The sequence below is a fragment of the Streptomyces sp. WP-1 genome (genome assembly GCF_030450125.1).
Classification (GTDB): Bacteria; Actinomycetota; Actinomycetes; order Streptomycetales; family Streptomycetaceae; genus Streptomyces; species Streptomyces incarnatus.
In genome coordinates this window covers 7,125,979-7,143,960 of sequence record NZ_CP123923.1, presented here as the reverse complement: position 1 = coordinate 7,143,960, position 17,982 = coordinate 7,125,979, and the positions used below count along the sequence as shown (strand labels likewise).

The following is a 17,982-nucleotide window of genomic DNA, read 5'->3' as shown; positions in this document are numbered from 1 at the left end:
TGGGGGGTGGGCCCGGGTGGACGGGTGGCGGGCCGTCACGGCACGCGGGCGCGGGCCCGCGCATACCGGCCGGGCCCGCTCATGAGGTGCTCGGCAGCCGCCGCCCGCGCGCGCCACGCCCCCGCTCCCCGGTCTGCGCCGCTGTCCCCGTGGCGATTAGGCTGCGTCGCGCCCCGTGATCCCTGCCGAGGAGCCGCGATGCGTGTCGCCCTGTTCCTGACGTGTGTCAATGACACGCTCTATCCGGAGACCGGGAAGGCCGTGGTGAAGCTGCTCACGAGGTTGGGGGTCGAGGTCGAGTTCCCGATGGGGCAGACGTGTTGCGGGCAGGCGCACTACAACACCGGGTACCGGCACGAGGCGGAGCCGCTGGCGCGGCGGTTCGCGGAGGTGTTCCGGGAGTACGACGCGATCGTGACGCCCTCCGGGTCGTGCGGGGCGATGGTGCGGGAGCTGTATCCCCGGATGGGCGAACGGGCCCGGGCCGAGGGCCGCGGGGACTCGCTCGCGCGGACCGTCGCGCCGGTGGTGCCGAGGACGTACGAGCTGACGGAGTTCCTCGTGGACGTGCTCGGCGTGACCGACGTGGGCGCCTGGTACCCGCACACGGTCACCTACCACCCCACCTGCCACGGCCTGCGCAGCCTGGGCCTCGGCGACCGGCCGCGCCGACTGCTGGCGGCCGTGCGGGGGCTGGACCTGGTGGAGCTGCCGGGCGCGGACGAGTGCTGCGGGTTCGGCGGCACCTTCGCCGTGAAGAACGCCGCCGTCTCGGCCGCGATGGGCACGGACAAGGTACGCAACGCCGAGTCGACCGGCGCCGACGTGCTGTGCGCCGCCGACAACTCCTGCCTGATGCACATCGGCGGCACCATGAGCCGTCTCAAGGTGGACATGCGCCCCGTCCACCTCGCGGAGATCCTGGCCGGCACGGAGGAGGACCCGTCCCTGTGAGCAGCACATTCGTCGGCATGCCGGCCTTCCCCGAGGCCGCCCGCGCCGCAGTGGACGACCCGACCCTGCGCGGGAACCTGCGGCACGCCACCCACACCATCCGCGCCAAACGCGCCGCCGCGGTCGCCGAACTGGCCGACTGGGGCGGGCTGCGCGAGGCGGGCCGCCGGATCAAGGACCACACGCTGCGCCATCTCGACCGCTACCTTGAGCGGCTGGAGGCGTCGGTGACCGCGGCCGGCGGCACCGTCCACTGGGCCGCCGACGCCGACGAGGCCAACCGGATCGTGGCAGAACTGGTCAAGGAGACCGGCGAGTCGGAGGTCGTCAAGGTCAAGTCGATGGCCACCCAGGAGATCGGGCTCAACGAGGCGCTGGAGGCCGAGGGCATCCGCGCCTACGAGACCGATCTCGCCGAGCTGATCGTGCAGTTGGGCAAGGACCGCCCCTCGCACATCCTCGTCCCCGCCATCCACCGCAACCGCGGCGAGATCCGTGACATCTTCACGCACGAGATGGCCGCCTGGGGCCGCCCCGCCCCCGGGGACCTGACCGACACACCCGCCGATCTCGCCGAGGCCGCCCGGCTGCATCTGCGGGAGAAGTTCCTGCGGGCCAGGGTCGGCGTCTCCGGCGCCAACTTCATGGTCGCCGAGACCGGCACCCTGGTCGTGGTGGAGTCCGAGGGCAACGGGCGGATGTGCCTGACCCTGCCCGAGACGCTGATCTCGGTCGTCGGCATCGAGAAGATCGTGCCCACCTGGCGCGACCTGGAGGTCTTCCTCCAGACCCTGCCCCGCTCCTCCACCGCCGAGCGGATGAACCCGTACACGTCGATGTGGACCGGCACGACGGACGAGGACGGCCCGCGCGCCTTCCACCTCGTGCTGCTCGACAACGGCCGCACCGACGCCCTCGCCGACCAGGTCGGCCGCCAGGCCCTGCGCTGCATCCGCTGCTCGGCCTGCCTCAACGTCTGCCCCGTCTACGAGCGGGCCGGCGGCCACGCCTACGGCTCCGTCTACCCCGGCCCCATCGGCGCCATCCTCACCCCCCAACTCCGGGGCACGGCCAGCGAGATCGACGCCTCGCTGCCGTACGCGTCGAGCCTGTGCGGCGCCTGCTACGAGGTGTGCCCGGTCGCCATCGACATCCCCGAGGTGCTGGTGCATCTGCGCGAACGGGTCGTCGAGGGCGGCCCGGCGGTGCGGCGCGGCAACAAGGTGGTGCTGCGCCCGGCCAGGGGGCACGCGGCCGAGCGCGCCGCGATGCGGGCGGCGGCGTGGGCGTTCGGGCACCCGGGCGCCCTGCGCACCGGCCAGCGGCTCGCCTCCCGCTCCCGCCGGCTGCACCCCCGTACGCTGCCGGGCCCCGGCCGGGCGTGGTCCGGCACGCGGGATCTGCCGACGCTGCCCCCGGAGCCGTTCCGCGACTGGTGGCAGCGCACGCGCGGCGGAAAGGACGCCAAGTGAACAGCAGGGAGCGGATCCTGGGCCGGGTGCGGCGCGCGCTCGCCGACGTACCCCCGGACGAGCGGCCGTACGCGGAGGCCGTGGCCCGGGACTATCTGCGCGAGCACGGAAAGCGGACGGTCGAGGAGACGGTCGATCTGCTGGCCGAGAACCTCGCGGACTACCGGGCGGTCGTGCACCGCACGGGCGCGCGGGACCTGCCCGACCTGATCGCCGGGCTGCTCGCCGCGCGCGGCTCCCGGGAGGTGCTGGTGCCCCCGGGGCTGCCACCGCAATGGCTGGCCGCCACGAACCTGGAGCGGATCGAGGACCGGCCGGGGGACACCCCGCAGCGCCTGGACCGGGTCGGCAGCGTCGTGACCGGCTGCGCCGTGGCGATCGCCGAGACCGGCACCCTCGTCCTCGACGGCTCCCCCGGCCAGGGCCGCCGCCGTATCTCGCTGATCCCCGACCACCACATCTGCGTGGTCAGGGTACCCGCGCAGGTCGTGGCCTCGGTCCCCCAGGCCCTCGAACGCCTCGCCCCCACCCACCCGTTGACCTGGATCTCCGGCCCCTCGGCCACCAGTGACATCGAGCTGGACCGGGTGGAGGGCGTCCACGGGCCGCGCACGCTGGAAGTGATCCTGCTGGACGACTGAACCACCGGACTGAACCACCGGAACGGCGCCCGGCGTCGGCGCGCGTCGTACCGGCGGCGCCGTTAGCGTGAGGACATGATCCGGTTCGAGCAGGTCACCAAGCGCTACCCGGACGGTACGACGGCCGTGGACGACCTCTCCTTCGAGGTGGCGGAGGGCGAGCTGGTGACGCTGGTCGGCCCCTCGGGCTGCGGCAAGACCACGACCATGATGATGGTGAACCGGCTGATCGAGCCGACCTCCGGGCGGATCACCGTGGACGGCGAGGACATCTCCGGGGTCGACCCGGTGCGGCTGCGCCGCCGTATCGGTTACGTCATCCAGCAGGTGGGCCTCTTCCCGCACCGCACCGTGCTGGACAACACCGCGACCGTGCCCGCGCTGCTCGGCTGGAAGCGGGCCAAGGCACGGGCCAGGGCCGCCGAGCTGCTCGACATGGTGGGCCTGGACCCGAAGACGTACGGGCCCCGCTACCCCGAGCAGTTGTCCGGCGGGCAGCGCCAGCGGGTCGGCGTGGCACGGGCGCTGGCGGCGGATCCGCCGGTGCTGCTGATGGACGAGCCGTTCGGCGCGGTCGACCCGGTGGTGCGCGAGCAGTTGCAGGACGAGTTCCTGCGGATGCAGGCCGAGGTGCGCAAGACGGTGCTGCTGGTCACCCATGACATCGAGGAGGCCGTCCGGCTCGGCGACCGGATCGCCGTGTACGGACAGGGCCGTATCGAACAGTTCGACACCCCGGGGGCGGTGCTGGGGGCGCCCGCCACGCCGTACGTCGCCTCGTTCGTGGGCGCGGACCGGGGGCTGAAGCGGCTCTCGGTGACCGCGATCGAGCCGGACGATCTCCAGCAGCCGCCGGTGGCCCGGCCGGACGAGCCCGCCGAACGGGCGCGGGAGCGGCTGGCCGAGCAGGGCGCGCGCTGGGCGGTGGTGCTGGACCAGCGGGGCGATCTGCACGGCTGGGTCGGCGTGGCGGATCTCGCGGCGGGCGGCACGGTCGGGGAGTTCGGCCATCGGATGACCGCGTGGGTGCCGGTCGGGGCCCCGCTGAAGCAGGCGTTCGGGGTGATGCTCCAGCACGACGCCGGGTGGGTCGCGGTGCTGGACGGGGCGCGCTTCCTCGGGGTGCTGACCCCGGCGAAGCTGCACGAGGCGCTGCGCCGCTCGGTGGACGCGGACGCGCGGGGCGTGGCGCGCGGGCAGGTGCCCTTCGACTCGGTGTCCGACGCGTGAGATCCGGTGCGCGCGGACCCGGGCGGGCCTACTTCAGCAGGCCCTTGTCCTTGAGGTAGGAGCGGGCCACGTCGGCGGGAAGCCTGCGCCAGCTGTCGACCTGCTCGTTCAGGTCGGCCAGGTCCACGGTGGTGAGGACGCCGCCCAGCCGGCCGAGGGCCTTGGCGACCCCGGCGCCGCCCGCGCGGGCGCGGTTGACGACCGGGACCACGTAGTCGGCGTTCTGGAGATGCCGGTCGTCGGCGAGCAGGACCAGGCCGAACTGGTCGAGGGTGGCGTCCGTGGTGGTGGTCAGCACCATCTGGTCCCGGCCCTGCTGCACCGCCCGTTTGGCCGGGGTGGTGCCGACGCCCTTGGGGTCGACGCCGGTGATGTCGATGCCGTACTCCTTCCGCAGGCCCGGCGCGCAGTACGGCCGTTGCACGCATTCGTCGCCCGCCGCGAGCCGTACCTTCAGGCCGGAGGCGCCGAGATCGCTGAGCGTCTTCAGGTGGTGCAGGCGGGCGTAGTCGGCGCTCACCGCGAAGGCGTTCTGGTCGACGGCGCGGCCCGGGGGCAGGACGGTGAGGCCGCGGGGGCCGGCGAGCGCGCGCAGGGCCTTCATCGTGGCGTCGAGGTCGGGTGAGCCGACCGGCGGGGCGTCGGTGCCGTGGGTCTTGGCGTTCAGCCAGTCCGCGAAGGTGGCGGCGAACTCGGGCACGACGTCGATCTGGCCGGACTCCAGGGCGGGTTCGTACAGCTCCCGGTTGGAGACGGTGAGGATCGAGGTCTTGTACCCGGCCTGGTTCAGCAGCTGGGCGTACAGCTGGGCGAGCAGATCGCTCTCGGTGAAGCCGGCCGAGCCGATGGTGAGGTGGTGGCTGTCCCCGGGCGGCGCGGTGACCCGGCCGCGGTTCTCCAGGGAGGGGCCGGTGGCGCAGCCGGTGAGGGCGAGGAGCAGCAGCAGACACAGGACGCGTCTCATCGCCCTCCCCTCGCCCGGGCGGGCCCGAGCCGTTCGGCGATCTCGAAGCCGCCCTCCACGAGGAGCGCGAACCCGGCGACCAGCAGGGCGCCCGCGACCACCTGGGGCGTGCTGGCGAGGTTGAACCCGGCGGTGATGATCCGGCCGAGCCCGCCGCCGCCCGCGAGCGCCGCGATGGTGGCGGTGGCGACGAGTTGTACGGCCGCGATCCGCACCCCGTTCATCAGCAGGGGGAGCGAAAGGGGCAGTTCCACGTGAAACATCAGCTGGCGGCCGGTCATGCCCATGCCCCGGGCCGCCTGGACGACCCCCCGGTCGACCTCGCGCATCCCGACGTAGGCGTTGGTGAGCAGCGGCGGCACCGCGAACAGCACCAGGGCGACGACGGTGGGGCCCTCGCCCCAGTTGCCGACCGGGGTGAGCAGCAGCAGGACCAGCACGGCGAAGGTGGGCACCGCCCGCCCGACGTTGGAGATGTTCACGGCGAGCGCTCCGCCCCGGCCGAGATGGCCGAGGACCAGGGCGACGGGCAGCGCGATCAGACAGCTCAGGAAGAGGCAGACGACGGTGAGGAGGAGGTGCTGGAGCAGCCGGTGCCACACACCGTTGTCGCCGGACCAGTGCGCGGGGTCGGCGAGCCAGTCCCAGGTGGCGGTGAGGGTGCTCATGCTCGGGCCGCCCTGGTCCAGGGGGTGATCAGCCGCTGCACACCGAGCAGCAGCAGGTCCGCGGCGATCGCGATCAGCACGCAGAGCACGGACGCGGTGAGCACCTGGGCCTTGAAGTAGGTGTTCATGCCCGCGTAGACGAGGTTCCCGAGACCCCCGTAGCCGACGATCGCGCCGACCGTGACCAGGGAGACCGCGGAGACGGTGGCGATGCGCAGCCCGGCCATCGCGGCGGGCAGGGCGAGGGGCAGTTCGACGGTGAGCAGCAGCCGGATCGGGCCGTAGCCGAGGCCCCGCGCCGCCTGCCGGGTCTCCTCCGGGACCGCGCGCAGGCCCGCGAGCAGGTTGCGGACCAGCAGGGTGAGCGAGTACAGCACGAGCCCGGCGACGACGAGGGTGGCGGAGAGGCCGTACAGGGGCAGGAGCAGGGAGAACATCGCGAGGGACGGGATGGTGTAGAGGATCGTGGTGAGGGCGAGCACCGGTCCGGCGGCCCAGCCCCAGCGGCGGGCCAGCACCGCGAGCGGCACCGCGATGAGCAGGCCGATCAGGACCGACAGGGCGGTCAGCTGGAGGTGCTGGACGACCGCGTCGAGCAGGATCCCTCGGCGGCTGCTCAGATAGGCGCCGCAGATCCACTCGTTGCGCGCGAGACAGTCGTCGGGGGCCGCGGTCACGGGTCCATTGCACCGGCGGGCGGGGCGGGGTGCGCGCGGTGGGGGGCCGTACGAGGGAGGGGGTGCGCGGTGCGGGGGCCGTATGAGGGAGGGGCGCGCGGTACGGGGGGCCGCATGGGGGAAGGGGCGGGCGGCGGGCCGTAGGAGCGGGCGGTCGGGTCGGGCGGATCGGGTCGGGCGGATCAGGTGGTCCGGGCGGGCCGGGGTTCCATGGGTGACAGGGGTGCTGAACAAGCGCTTAGATAGGAGGGCTTGGGCGGCATTCGCGCCCGGCTCTCCCCGACCCCGCCGGAGGACCCCGTTGTTCACGTCCGTCGACGACGTCTCCGCCCGCCTCGCCGAGACCGGCTATCTCGCCTCGCCCGCGGTCGCCACCACCGTGTTCCTCGCGGCCCGGTTGGGCAAGCCGCTGCTGGTGGAGGGCCCCGCCGGGGTCGGCAAGACCGAGCTGGCCAAGGCCGTCGCCCGGGTGGCCGACGCCCGGCTGGTGCGGCTCCAGTGCTACGAGGGCGTGGACGAGTCCCGGGCCCTGTACGAGTGGAACCACGCCAAGCAGCTGCTGCGCATCAGCGCGGGCCGGGACGAGAACTGGGACGAGACCCGCACCGACATCTTCAGCGAGGAGTTCCTGCTCCCGCGCCCGCTGCTGACCGCGATCCGCGGCGACGAGCCGACGGTGCTCCTGATCGACGAGACCGACAAGGCCGATGTCGAGATGGAGGGCCTGCTGCTGGAGGTGCTCAGCGACTTCCAGATCACGGTTCCGGAGCTGGGCACGGTCACCGCGACCCGCCGCCCGTTCGTCGTGCTCACCTCCAACGCGGGCCGGGAGCTGTCCGAGGCGCTGCGCCGCCGCTGCCTGTTCCTGCACATCGGCTTCCCGGAGGAGGAGCTGGAGCGGCGGATCGTACGGCTGAAGGTGCCGGGCCTCCCCGAGGCGCTGGCGGAGTCGGTCGTCCGGGTGGTCGGGGCGCTGCGCGCGATGGACCTGCGCAAGGCGCCGTCCGTCGCCGAGACCGTCGACTGGGCGCGCACGCTGCTGGCGCTGGGCGCGGACACGCTGGACGAGACGGTCGTACGGGACAGTCTCGGGGTGATCCTCAAGCACCAGGACGACATCCAGAAGGCCGCGGCCAAGCTCGATCTGGACGCGCTGTGACGGACCCCGCCGAGCGGATCACCGGCCTGGTCGGGGCGCTGCGGGCGCACGGGGTGCGGATCGGCACCGGGGAGACGGTGGACGCGGCCCGCGCGGCCGAGGCGCTGGGGCTCGCGGACCGGGAGCTGCTGCGCGAGGGGCTGGCCGCGACCCTGCTGCACGGTCCGGCCCAACGCGCCGTGTTCGACCCGGTCTTCGACCTCTACTTCCCGCGCGGGGTGGGCGCCCCGGACGCCGGTCCCGCCGACCGCGAGAGCCTGCGCGACCGGCTGGCCGAGGCGCTCGCGGCCGACGACCGTGCTCTGATGGCCCAGTTGGCGGCCCAGGCGGTCGACGGGCTCGGCGGATACGGGAGTTCGCCGGGGTCGGACGGCTGGTCGGCGTACCAGACCCTGGAACGGCTGCGCCCGGGAACCCTGTTGGCGCGGGTGCGTGCCGATGTACGGGCCGGGGCGGGCGCCGGCGGTGACTTCGCCGACCGGTTGCTGGACGACGAGATCCGGCGCCGTATCGAGGAGTTCCGGCGGCTGGTCGGCGCGGAGGCGCGGCGCCGGGTGGCCGAGCGGCGCGGCCGGGACGAGATCGCGCGGCGCGGGGTGCGGCCGACGGCCGACCGGGTCGACTTCCTGTTCGCGGGCAGGGACCAACTGGCCGAGCTGCGCAGGGCCGTTCAGCCGCTCGCGCGCAAGCTGGCCACCCGGCTCGCCGCGCGCCGCCGCCGGGCCGCGCGCGGCACCGTCGACCTGCGCCGCACCCTGCGCTCCTCGCTGTCCACGGGCGGTGTCCCGATGCGCCCGGTGCTGCGCCGGCGCCGTCCGGTCCGCCCCGAACTGGTCCTGCTCTGCGATGTGTCCGGCTCGGTGGCGGGCTTCTCCGACTTCACGATGCTGCTGGTGCAGGCGCTGCACGACCAGTTCAGCAAGGTCCGGGTGTTCGCCTTCGTCAACCGGCTCGACGAGGTGACCGGCCTGCTCGGCCACGGCCGCGCCGACCCCGAGGGCCTCGGCGCCCGCATCCGCGAGGAGGCCACGCTCACCGGCTGGCACGGCAGCAGCGACTACGGCATGGCGCTGGGCGAGTTCACCGAGCGGTACGGCGCCGCGGTCGGCCCGCGCACCACGGTGTTCGTCCTCGGCGACGCCCGCACCAACCGGAGCGACCCGAACCTGCCCGCGGTCCGGGAGATCGCCCGGCGGGCCCGGCGGGTGTACTGGCTGAACCCGGAGCCGGCCGGCCAGTGGGGCACCGGGGACTCGGCGGCGCCGGCGTACGCGGACCTGGTGGAGATGCACGAGTGCCGTACGGCGCGGCAGCTCGGGGAGCTGGTGGGGCGGCTGCTGCCGGTGTGAGGGGGCGGCGGGGGGGGACGGCGGCCTGTGGCGGGGGGACGTACGGGACCCGCGGAGTGACGTACGGGACCCGCGGAGTGACGTACGGGACGGCCCAGTCCAGCTCGGCGTCGTCCAGGGCGCGTCGGGCGGCCTCACGGACGAGCCCGGCGAGCGAGACGTCGCGGCGGGCGGCCGCGTGCTTGCTCTGGCCGATGCCGACGACGGCCACGGGCTCCTTGCTCATCGGGGATCCCCTTCGAGTACGGCGACCAGGTTCTGCTGGAGACAGGGGCCGGAGGTGGCGTGCGCCAGGGCGCGGTCGGAGGCGCCCCGGTGGATGCGGGCGGCGGCCTCGCCGATGCGGATGAGTCCGGCGGCCATGACGGGGTTGGCGGCGAGGGCCCCGCCGGAGGGGTTGACGCACACCTCGTCGCCGAGGCGCAGCGCCTTGCGCAGGACCACCTCCTGGGAGCTGAAGGGGGCGTGCAACTCGGCGGTGTCCACGGGCCGTTCGAAGGCGCCGGCCCGTTCGGCGGCGAGCCGGGCGGAGGGCGAGTCGGTGAGGTCGCGGGCGCCGAGGGAGTGGGGCTCGATGCGGTGGTCCAGGCCCCGGATCCAGGCGGGCCGTGCGCACAGCCGCCGGGCCCGGTCGCCGGCGGCGAGGATCACCGCGGCGGCGCCGTCGCCGATGGGCGGGCAGTCGCCGCTGCGCAGGGGCCGTACGACGTGATCGCCGCGCGGCACCGGGCCGCGCAGCTGGGCGTGCGGGTTGGCGGTGGCGGCGGCCCGGCTGCGGGCGCCGATGGCGGCGAGGGCCTGTTCGTCGGTGTCCCCGGCGTCGAGCAGGGCCTGTGCCTGGAGCGCGGCGAGGGCCACGGAGTCGGGCCACAGCGGGGCGAGGTAGTAGGGGTCGAGCTGCCGGGTGAGCACATCGCGCGGCGAGCCGGGCGAGGACTTGCCGTACGCGTAGACCAGGGCGGTGTCGGCGTCCCCGGTGAGCAGCTTGGACCAGGCCTCGTACAGGGCGAAGGCGCCGTCCATCTCGACATGGGACTCGGAGATCGGCGGCCAGGCGCCCACGCCGTCGAGGGTCATGGTGAAGGAGAAGGCGCGCCCGGCGAGGTAGTCGCTGGAGCCGGAGCAGGTGAAGTCGATGTCGGCGGTCCGCAGGCCGGTTCGCGCGAGGACCTCGTGCAGGACCGGCATCAGCATCTCGACCTCGGACAGTTCGTCCGTGGTGCGCCGGTGGTCGCTCTGCGCGAAGGCGACGACCGCGATCGGCCCGCTCACAGCAGTTCCTTGTAGGTGTCGTAGTCGGCGTCGGGCTCGCCGGTGGGGCGGTAGTGGTCGGGGTGCCGGGCGCCCTCGGTCCACACCGGTTCCACGCGCAGGCCCATGCGCACCCGGTCGTAGGGGATGCCGCCGATCCGGGCGTGCAGGGCGAGGTCGGCGCCGTCGAGGGCGATGTGCGCGTAGACGTAGGGCACTTCGATGTCGAGGTTGCGGGCCTTGATGTTGACGACGCAGAAGGTGGTGACGGTGCCGCGCGGGCCCACCTCGACGTGTTCGGTGGTGGCGACGCCGCAGGCGGGGCAGGCGCCGCGGGGCGGGACGTAGACCTTGCGGCAGCGGGGGCAGCGTTCGCCGACGATCCTGTGCTCGGCCAGCGCGTGGAGGTGGTCGGACTGGGCGCGGCCGGGTGTGTAGGTGTAGTCGAGCCGGGCGGGGACGACGATGCCGGTGACCGGGTTCTCGAACTCGCCGGTGTACGGGGCGGGTTGCTCCGGGGGGCCGTCGTACGGCTCGAAGCAGGCGATGTCGGTGATGGCGCCGGTGCGTTCGGCGGCCCAGCGGACGCGTACCCGCATGCCGGTGCGGACGGCGTCGGGGCCGGGGGCGTCGAGGGCGCCCAGCAGGGCGGTGTCGGCGCCGTCGAGGCGGACCAGGACCCAGGCGAAGGGGGTGGCGCGGGGCTGGCCGGGGCGGGGGGCGTGGTTCCAGGCCCAGGTGGTGACCGTGCCGGAGGCGGCGACGGGTACCAGGTCGTACAGCTCCTCGGCGGTGTCGGGGTCGTACTCGGCGGGCGGCACGAGGACCCGTCCGGCCGTGGTGCGCGCCCCGAGGAGGACGCGTTCGCGCAGGCCGGTGAGGAAGGCGCGCTGGACGGGGCCGAGGGAGCGGGTGAAGGGGAATTCGACGACGAGGGGCGCTTTGAGGACGTCGGGCATGGTGGCTCCTCGGGTCAGGCGCGTTGTTCGAGGACGTCGGGCATCGGGACTCCGCCGGTCAGGCGCGCTGGTAGTCGGGGGGCCGTTTCTCCGCGAAGGCGCGGACGCCCTCCTTGGCGTCGGCGGTGGCGAAGATGGGCCGGCCGCGGGCGAGTTCGGCGGCGAGGCCGTCGGTCTCGCTCATCTCGGCACTCTCGTACACGGACGCCTTCACGGCCTCGACGGCGAGCGGGCCGCACGCGTTGATCCGCTCGGCGATCTCCAGGGCCTTGTCGAGGGCGGTGCCGTCGGGCACGACATGGCCGATCAGTCCGATGTCCGCGGCCTCCCGGGCGCTGTAGGGGCGGCCGGTGAGCAGCATCTCCAGGGCGTGGGTGCGCGGGATCTGGCGTGGCAGGCGGACGGTGGAGCCGCCGATCGGGAAGAGTCCGCGCCGGACCTCGTACAGGCCGAAGGTGGCGGACTCGCCCGCGACCCGGATGTCGGTGCCCTGGAGGATCTCGGTGCCGCCCGCGACGCAGTACCCCTCGACGGCGGCGAGCACCGGCTTGCGGGGGCGGTGGTGGCGCAGCATCGCCTTCCAGTGCAGGTCGGGGTCGTCCTTCAGCCGGTCGCGGTGCGCCTGGCCGCGCATGCCGTCACCGGCCAGCGCCTTCAGGTCCATGCCGGAGCAGAAGCAGCCGCCGGACCCGGTGAGCACGATGGAGCGGACGCTGTCGTCCGCGTCGGCTGCCAGCCAGCCGTCGTAGAGGCCGACGAGCATCGGCAGCGACAGCGCGTTCCTGGCTTCGGGCCGGTCGAGCGTGAGCACCAGGGTGGCGCCCTCGCGTCGCACGGTGAGGTGTTCCGTCCCGCCCATGGGCCTCTCCCCTCGGTTCGGTGAGAACGAGAACAGGTTGCAGGAGACGGCCGGGCACTTCAAGAGTTTTCTGACGCCCAGTCAGTTTCTTTTGTTCCGGGGCCTTCCCAGTTGCGGCGGGCTTTGCTGTGCTGATGGCCGGACGGACCGACGGGGTCAGGAGGAGCGGTGGAGTACAACCTTGCCGACCTGTTCGAGTCGGTGGTCGACGCGGTGCCGGACCGCGAGGCGCTCGTGTGTCTCGACCGTCCCGGCACGGGGGCGGAGCGCCGGCTGACGTACGCCGAGCTGGACGCGGCGGCCAACCGCCTCGCCCATCACCTTCTCGGCAGCGGGATCCGCCCCGGGGAGCATCTGGGCCTGCATCTGTACAACGGCGTCGAGTACGTGCAGACGGTACTGGCCTGCCTGAAGGCGCGGATCGTCCCGGTGAACGTCAACTACCGGTATGTCGAAGAGGAGTTGGTGTACCTCTACCGGGACGCGGATCTGGTGGCGCTGGTCTACGACGCGGAGTTCGAGGACCGGGTGGGCGCGGCGGTGCCGCGCGCGCCGGGGCTGCGGCGGCTGCTGCGGGTGGGGCCGGGCCCGGCGGGGATCGGCATGGCGGCGCACTTCGCGCACGCCGAGGCGTCGGGTTCGCCGGAGCGCGGCTTCCAGACCCGTTCCGGGGACGACCAGTTCATCATCTACACCGGTGGCACGACCGGTATGCCGAAGGGGGTGATGTGGCGTCAGGAGGACCTGTTCTTCGCGGGGCTCGGCGGGGGTGCGCCGACGGGTGAGCCGGTGCAGGCGCCCGTGGAGCTGGCCGAGCGGGTCGCCGCGGGCGGCGGTGGCATCACCTTCTTCCCCACTCCCCCGCTGATGCACGGCACCTCGACGCTCACCGCCTTCATCGGCTTCAACTTCGGCCAACGCGTCGTGCTGCACCGCAGGTTCGTGCCCGAGGAGGTGCTGCGCACGGTCGAGCGGGAGAGGGTCACCAGCATGTCCCTGGTCGGCGACGCGATGCTGCGCCCGCTGATCGACGCGCTCAACGGGCCCATGAAAGGCACGGATTGCTCGGCGCTGTTCAGCGTCTCCTCGTCCGGCGCGATCATGTCGGAGACGGTGCGCCGGCAGTTCGCCGAACTCGTCCCGAACGCCGTGCTGCTGAACAACTTCGGCTCCTCCGAGTCCGGGTTCAACGGCACGGCGACGGAGGACTCCGGGCCCGAGCGGGGCTTCAGGCTGCGGGTCAACTCCCGTACCCGCGTGGTCGATCCGGCGACCCATGAGCCGGTCGCCCCAGGCGCGGTCGGCCGCATCGCGCAGTGCGGGCACGTCCCGCTCGGCTACTACAACGACCCGTCAAAGACCGCCGAGACCTTCTTCGAACGGGACGGGGTGCGGTGGGTGCTGCTCGGCGACATGGCCACCGTCGACGCGGACGGGGTCCTCACCGTGCTGGGCCGGGGCTCCCAGTGCATCAACACCGGCGGCGAGAAGGTCTACCCCGAGGAGGTCGAACAGGCCCTCAAGGCGCATCCGGACGTGTACGACGCCCTGGTCGCCGGGGTGCCGGACGCCGTCTGGGGCAACCATGTGGCGGCCGTGGTGCAGCTCCGCGCGGGCGCGCCCCGGCTCTCCCTGTCCGAGCTGCGGGCCCACTGCCGTACCCGGCTGGCCGGCTACAAGATCCCCCGCCAGCTCGTCCTCGCCGACACCGTCCACCGCTCCCCGAGCGGCAAGGCGGACTACCGGTGGGCGCGGGAGGTGGCGGTGGCCGACTACCCATCGCGCTCGTGATCGATGAACGCGGTCAGCGCGTCCACGACCGCGCCGGGCTGCTCGTCGGGAATGAAGTGGCCGGCCTCCGGGACGACGACACCGGTCGTGTGCTCCGCCCAGGGGCCGATGGAGGCGGCGATGTCCGGGATCGAGCCGTGGGAGCTGGAGATTCCCAGGACCGGGACGGTCAGACGCCCGCGTTCGAGAGCGTCGCGGTTCTCGCGCGCCGATCTCGGGGCGTCACGGTAGTAGGCGAGAGAGGCACGGAGCCCGCCCTCGGCCGCGATGGAGGCGGCGTACTGGTCGACCTCGGCGCCGTCGAACGTGTCCGGGGACAGCGTCTTGGCCGTCAGGAACCAGTGCACGTAGTCACGCTCGCGACCGGTGAGGAGCGTCTCGGGCAGCTCGGGTACCAGGTGGAACGCGAAGTGCCAGGTCTTTTTGGCCTGTTCGGGTTCCAGCGGGACGGATTCCGGGAGGGTGATGCCGGGAATGCCGGCGTCGAGCAGGGCGACGCCGTGCAGGCGGTCCTCGTACTTCAGGGCCAGCGAGAAGGCGACCCAGGCCCCGATGTCGTGGGCGACGAGCCAGTACTTCGGCACGTCGAGCGCGGTCAGCGCCGCCTGGACGTGCGAGGCGACGGTGTGCGTGTCATAACTGCCGTGCGGGCGCTCGGAGTGGCCCTGTCCGGGGAGGTCGACCGCGATCACGTGGAAGCGCTCGGCGAGGGCGGGCATCACCTTCCGCCAGGCCCACCAGGTCTGCGGGAATCCGGCGAGCAGGACGACGGTGGGGCCTTTTGACCGGCCGCCTTCCACGGCGTGCAGCCGGACACCGTCCCCCTCGACCCACCGGTGTGTGAAGCCCGCGAGATCGTGCAGCGGCAACCCGGGGACCGGGTTCCGGCCGTTCGAGGAGTCGGTCATGTCCAGAGCCTATCAATCTTGAAATATTCGGCTCGGACGGCAGGACACGCCTGGAGACGGGGCCCGGCGCGCCCGGCCGCACGGCGTTCGCGCAGGCGGCACGACAAATCTCCGCAGCCCTCTTGTCCAAAACCCCCTTGGCCTGAATTACTGGCTCCGAACAGTTCGACCGAATGATCGGTCGTCCGGAATGTCTGGGTGAGGAGACGTGCCGATGGCGGACGCGCGGGACCTGCTGGACGCGGGCGAACGGCTCGGCCCCGAGGAACTGCGGGCGCTTCAGCTGGAGCGGCTGCGCGCCTCGCTGCGGCACGCCTATGAGCGGGTGCCGTTCTACCGGGAGTCCTTCGACAAGGCGGGGATACACCCCGAGGACTGCCGTTCGCCGGCGGATCTCGCCCGTTTCCCCTTCACCACCAAGGCGGACCTGCGGGAGAACTACCCGTTCGGGATGTTCGCGGTGCCCAGGGAGCGGATCCGCCGGCTGCACGCCTCCAGCGGCACCACCGGCCGCCCGACGGTGGTCGGCTACACCGAGAACGACCTGTCCATGTGGTCCGACATGGTCGCGCGCTCCATCCGGGCGGCGGGCGGGCGCCCCGGTGACGTGGTGCACGTGGCGTACGGGTACGGGCTGTTCACCGGCGGCCTCGGCGCCCACTACGGCGCGGAGCGGCTCGGCTGTACGGTCGTCCCCGCGTCCGGGGGCATGACGGCGCGGCAGGTCCAGCTGATCCAGGACCTGGAACCAGCCGTGATCATGGTGACGCCCTCGTACATGCTGACGCTGCTGGACGAGTTCGAGCGGCAGGGCGTGGACCCTCGTACGACCTCGCTGCGGGTCGGGATCTTCGGGGCCGAGCCGTGGACCGAGCAGATGCGGCGGGAGATCGAGGAGCGGTTCGCGATCGACGCGGTGGACATCTACGGGCTGTCGGAGGTGGTCGGTCCCGGGGTGGCGCAGGAGTGCGTGGAGACGAAGGACGGTCTGACCGTGTGGGAGGACCACTTCTATCCGGAGGTGATCGATCCCGTCACCGGTGAGGTGCTGCCGGAGGGCGAGCGGGGCGAGCTGGTGTTCACCTCGCTGACCAAGGAGGCCATGCCGATCGTCCGGTACCGGACCCGGGATCTGACCCGGCTGCTGCCCGGCACGGCGCGGGTGTTCCGGCGGATGGAGAAGATCTCCGGGCGCAGCGACGATCTGGTGATCCTGCGCGGGGTGAACCTGTTCCCCACGCAGATCGAGGAGATCGTGCTGCGCACGCCGGGCGTGGCCCCGCACTTCCAGCTGCGGCTGACCCGCGAGGGCCGGATGGACTCGCTCACCGTGCGGGCCGAGGCGCGCGCCGGTGCCACCCCTCAGGCGCGGGAGGCGGCGGCCCGGTCCATCGTGACCGCGGTGAAGAACGGCATCGGGGTGTCGGTGGACGTGGAGATCGTGGAGCCGGAGTCGCTGGAGCGCTCGGTCGGCAAGATCCGCCGGATCGTGGACCTGCGGCCGCGCGACACCGGCCGGGGCTGAGCGGCTCGCCGGATGAATGCCCGGCGGACCGCGGGCGACGCCCTCACCCCCGCGTGAAGCGGTCCCGCAGTGCGCGCTTGAGGATCTTCCCGCTGGCGTTGCGCGGCAGCGCGTCCACGAACAGCACCCGCTTGGGCGCCTTGAAGGACGGCAGCTTCTCCCGTACGTGCGCGACGAGTTGCTCCTCGGTCACCTCGCCGCGGCGTACGACGATCGCCGTGACGGCCTCGATCCAGCGGGTGTCGGGCAGGCCGACCACGGCGGCCTCGGCGACCGCCTCATGGGTGTAGAGGGCGTCCTCGACCTGCCGGGAAGCGACCAGCACACCACCGGAGTTGATGACGTCCTTCACCCGGTCCACGATCGTGAGGCAGCCCTCGGCGTCCCGGACCGCGAGGTCGCCGGAGTGGAACCAGCCGTCGCGGAACGCCTCCGCGCTCTCCTCGGGCTTGTCCCAGTAGCCCTCGCACAGCTGGGGCGAGCGGTAGACGATCTCGCCGGTCGTGCCGTCGGGCACCTCCCGGCCCTCCGTGTCCACGACCCGGGCCTCCACGAACAGCACGGGCCGCCCGCAGGACGCCGGCCGCTCCTCGTGCTCGGCCGGTCCGAGGACCGTGGCGAGGGGGCCGATCTCGCTCTGCCCGAAGCAGTTGTAGAGGGCGAGGTGCGGCAGCCGGGCGCGCAGCCGCTCCAGGACGGGCACGGGCATGACGGAGGCGCCGTAGTACGCCTTGCGGAGTCCGTCGAGGCCGCGGCCGGCGAAGTCGGGCCGGTTCGCCAGGGCGATCCACACGGTGGGCGGCGCGAACACGCTGTCCACGCGGCCCGCCTCGATCAGGTCGAACAGCAGGTCCCCGTCGGGCGCGTCCAGGATGAGGCTGGTGGCGCCGACCGCGAGGTAGGGCAGCAGGAAGACGTGCAGCTGCGCCGAGTGGTAGAGCGGCAGCGCGTGCGCGGGGCGGTCGTCCGCGCGCAGGTCCAGGGCCGTGATCGCGCTCACGTACGCGTGCACCAGGGCCCGGTGGGTCATCATCGCGCCCTTGGGCAGCGCGGTCGTACCGGACGTGTAGAGCAGTTGCGCCAGGTCCTCGGCGCGCGGTCCCGGGCCGTCGTACGGCGCCGTGTCCGCGAGCCGCGCCAGGAGCGAGTCCCCGGTGTCCCGCAGCGGCAGCGACCGCACCCCGTCCGGGAGCCGGTCCGCGAGGCCGGGGTCGGTGAGCACCAGGGTGCTGCCGGACTGCCCGACGAGATAGGCCAGGTCGTCGCCGGTGAGGTGGTCGTTGACCGGGACGTGGACCAGGCCCGCGCGGGCGCAGCCGAGGAAGGCGATCAGGTAGGCGTCCGAGTTGTGGCCGTAGGCGCCGACCCGGTCGCCGGGGGCGAGGCCCTCGGCGAGCAGCAGGGCGGCGGCGCGGGAGACCGCGTCGTCCAGTTCGCCGTACGTCCAGGCGCGCTCGCCGTATTCGACCGCGATCCGCGCGGGGGTGCGGCGGGCGCTGCGCCGCAGCATCGCGTCGACCGTGCTGCCGCCCTGTCCGCCGCCGGCCGTGCCGCCCTGTGCCTTGCTCATGACCG

Annotated in this window: 16 protein-coding genes; 8 read left to right on the top strand and 8 right to left on the bottom strand. The window is 73.1% G+C overall.

Features of this window, described 5'->3' with window-relative positions; translation table 11 throughout:
* Nucleotides 1-198 precede the first annotated feature (198 nt).
* The 4 genes from QHG49_RS31715 (at nt 199) to QHG49_RS31700 (ending at nt 4,297) form a co-directional block, all read left to right on the top strand.
* A complete protein-coding gene (locus QHG49_RS31715; RefSeq protein ID WP_159707204.1) occupies nt 199-954 on the top strand; it encodes a (Fe-S)-binding protein in 756 nt (251 codons plus the stop codon).
* On the top strand, nt 951-2,426 hold the full coding sequence (locus QHG49_RS31710; RefSeq protein WP_301492243.1) for a LutB/LldF family L-lactate oxidation iron-sulfur protein: 1,476 nt from the start codon (nt 951-953) through the stop codon (nt 2,424-2,426). Before QHG49_RS31715 ends, QHG49_RS31710 begins: the two co-directional genes overlap by 4 nt.
* Nucleotides 2,423-3,067: an LUD domain-containing protein gene (locus QHG49_RS31705; RefSeq protein ID WP_301492242.1), complete on the top strand. Its 645-nt coding sequence runs from the start codon at nt 2,423-2,425 to the stop codon at nt 3,065-3,067. Before QHG49_RS31710 ends, QHG49_RS31705 begins: the two co-directional genes overlap by 4 nt.
* Nucleotides 3,068-3,142: 75 nt before the next feature.
* Nucleotides 3,143-4,297 carry an ABC transporter ATP-binding protein gene (locus QHG49_RS31700; RefSeq protein ID WP_159707198.1) on the top strand — a complete coding sequence of 385 codons (1,155 nt, stop codon included), beginning with the start codon at nt 3,143-3,145 and terminating at the stop codon, nt 4,295-4,297.
* 28 nt (nt 4,298-4,325) lie between these two features.
* Here QHG49_RS31700 and QHG49_RS31695 read toward each other — a convergent pair whose 3' ends face one another.
* Genes QHG49_RS31695 through QHG49_RS31685 form a run of 3 tightly spaced genes read right to left on the bottom strand, consistent with a single transcriptional unit; the run spans nt 4,326 to nt 6,606 of the window.
* A complete protein-coding gene (locus tag QHG49_RS31695; RefSeq protein WP_301492239.1) occupies nt 4,326-5,261 on the bottom strand; it encodes an ABC transporter substrate-binding protein in 936 nt (311 codons plus the stop codon).
* Nucleotides 5,258-5,929: an ABC transporter permease gene (locus QHG49_RS31690; RefSeq protein ID WP_159707194.1), complete on the bottom strand. Its 672-nt coding sequence runs from the start codon at nt 5,927-5,929 to the stop codon at nt 5,258-5,260. Before QHG49_RS31690 ends, QHG49_RS31695 begins: the two co-directional genes overlap by 4 nt.
* Nucleotides 5,926-6,606, bottom strand: a complete 681-nt coding sequence (locus QHG49_RS31685) for an ABC transporter permease (RefSeq protein ID WP_145484434.1) — start codon at nt 6,604-6,606, stop codon at nt 5,926-5,928. The genes QHG49_RS31690 and QHG49_RS31685 overlap by 4 nt, the downstream gene beginning before the upstream one ends.
* Before the next feature lie 301 nt (nt 6,607-6,907).
* Here QHG49_RS31685 and QHG49_RS31680 point away from each other — a divergent pair, with 301 nt between their 5' ends.
* Together QHG49_RS31680 and QHG49_RS31675 are read left to right on the top strand one after the other, a co-directional pair.
* Entirely contained in the window at nt 6,908-7,765 is an 858-nt protein-coding gene (locus tag QHG49_RS31680; RefSeq protein WP_159707192.1) for a MoxR family ATPase, read from the top strand.
* Entirely contained in the window at nt 7,762-9,114 is a 1,353-nt protein-coding gene (locus QHG49_RS31675) for a VWA domain-containing protein (RefSeq protein ID WP_301492238.1), read from the top strand. The genes QHG49_RS31680 and QHG49_RS31675 overlap by 4 nt, the downstream gene beginning before the upstream one ends.
* 222 nt (nt 9,115-9,336) lie before the next feature.
* On the opposite strand, the gene QHG49_RS31670 is transcribed toward QHG49_RS31675, so the two are convergent.
* From QHG49_RS31670 to QHG49_RS31660, 3 genes are read right to left on the bottom strand one after another with little or no spacing between them, the layout of a single operon-like run.
* Nucleotides 9,337-10,386 carry a thiolase domain-containing protein gene (locus tag QHG49_RS31670; RefSeq protein ID WP_159698633.1) on the bottom strand — a complete coding sequence of 350 codons (1,050 nt, stop codon included), beginning with the start codon at nt 10,384-10,386 and terminating at the stop codon, nt 9,337-9,339.
* Nucleotides 10,383-11,324: a Zn-ribbon domain-containing OB-fold protein gene (locus QHG49_RS31665; RefSeq protein ID WP_301492237.1), complete on the bottom strand. Its 942-nt coding sequence runs from the start codon at nt 11,322-11,324 to the stop codon at nt 10,383-10,385. Before QHG49_RS31665 ends, QHG49_RS31670 begins: the two co-directional genes overlap by 4 nt.
* Before the next feature lie 58 nt (nt 11,325-11,382).
* A complete protein-coding gene (locus QHG49_RS31660; protein ID WP_301492236.1) occupies nt 11,383-12,183 on the bottom strand; it encodes a crotonase/enoyl-CoA hydratase family protein in 801 nt (266 codons plus the stop codon).
* Between the two features lie 168 nt (nt 12,184-12,351).
* Here QHG49_RS31660 and QHG49_RS31655 point away from each other — a divergent pair, with 168 nt between their 5' ends.
* Nucleotides 12,352-13,974 (top strand): acyl-CoA synthetase, encoded by a 1,623-nt coding sequence (locus tag QHG49_RS31655; RefSeq protein ID WP_301492233.1) that lies wholly within the window; start codon nt 12,352-12,354, stop codon nt 13,972-13,974.
* Here QHG49_RS31655 and QHG49_RS31650 read toward each other — a convergent pair.
* A complete protein-coding gene (locus tag QHG49_RS31650; protein WP_301492232.1) occupies nt 13,956-14,882 on the bottom strand; it encodes an alpha/beta fold hydrolase in 927 nt (308 codons plus the stop codon). The genes QHG49_RS31655 and QHG49_RS31650 overlap by 19 nt on opposite strands.
* 214 nt (nt 14,883-15,096) lie before the next feature.
* Here QHG49_RS31650 and paaK point away from each other — a divergent pair, with 214 nt between their 5' ends.
* Nucleotides 15,097-16,407 carry a phenylacetate--CoA ligase PaaK gene (paaK, locus tag QHG49_RS31645; RefSeq protein ID WP_301492230.1) on the top strand — a complete coding sequence of 437 codons (1,311 nt, stop codon included), beginning with the start codon at nt 15,097-15,099 and terminating at the stop codon, nt 16,405-16,407.
* A 43-nt stretch (nt 16,408-16,450) separates the two neighbouring features.
* Here the strand turns inward: paaK and QHG49_RS31640 are convergent, their stop codons facing one another.
* The gene (locus QHG49_RS31640) at nt 16,451-17,977 is read right to left on the bottom strand and encodes a fatty acyl-CoA synthetase (RefSeq protein ID WP_301492229.1); all 1,527 of its coding nucleotides are present in this window, start codon (nt 17,975-17,977) and stop codon (nt 16,451-16,453) included.
* Nucleotides 17,978-17,982: the final 5 nt, after the last annotated feature.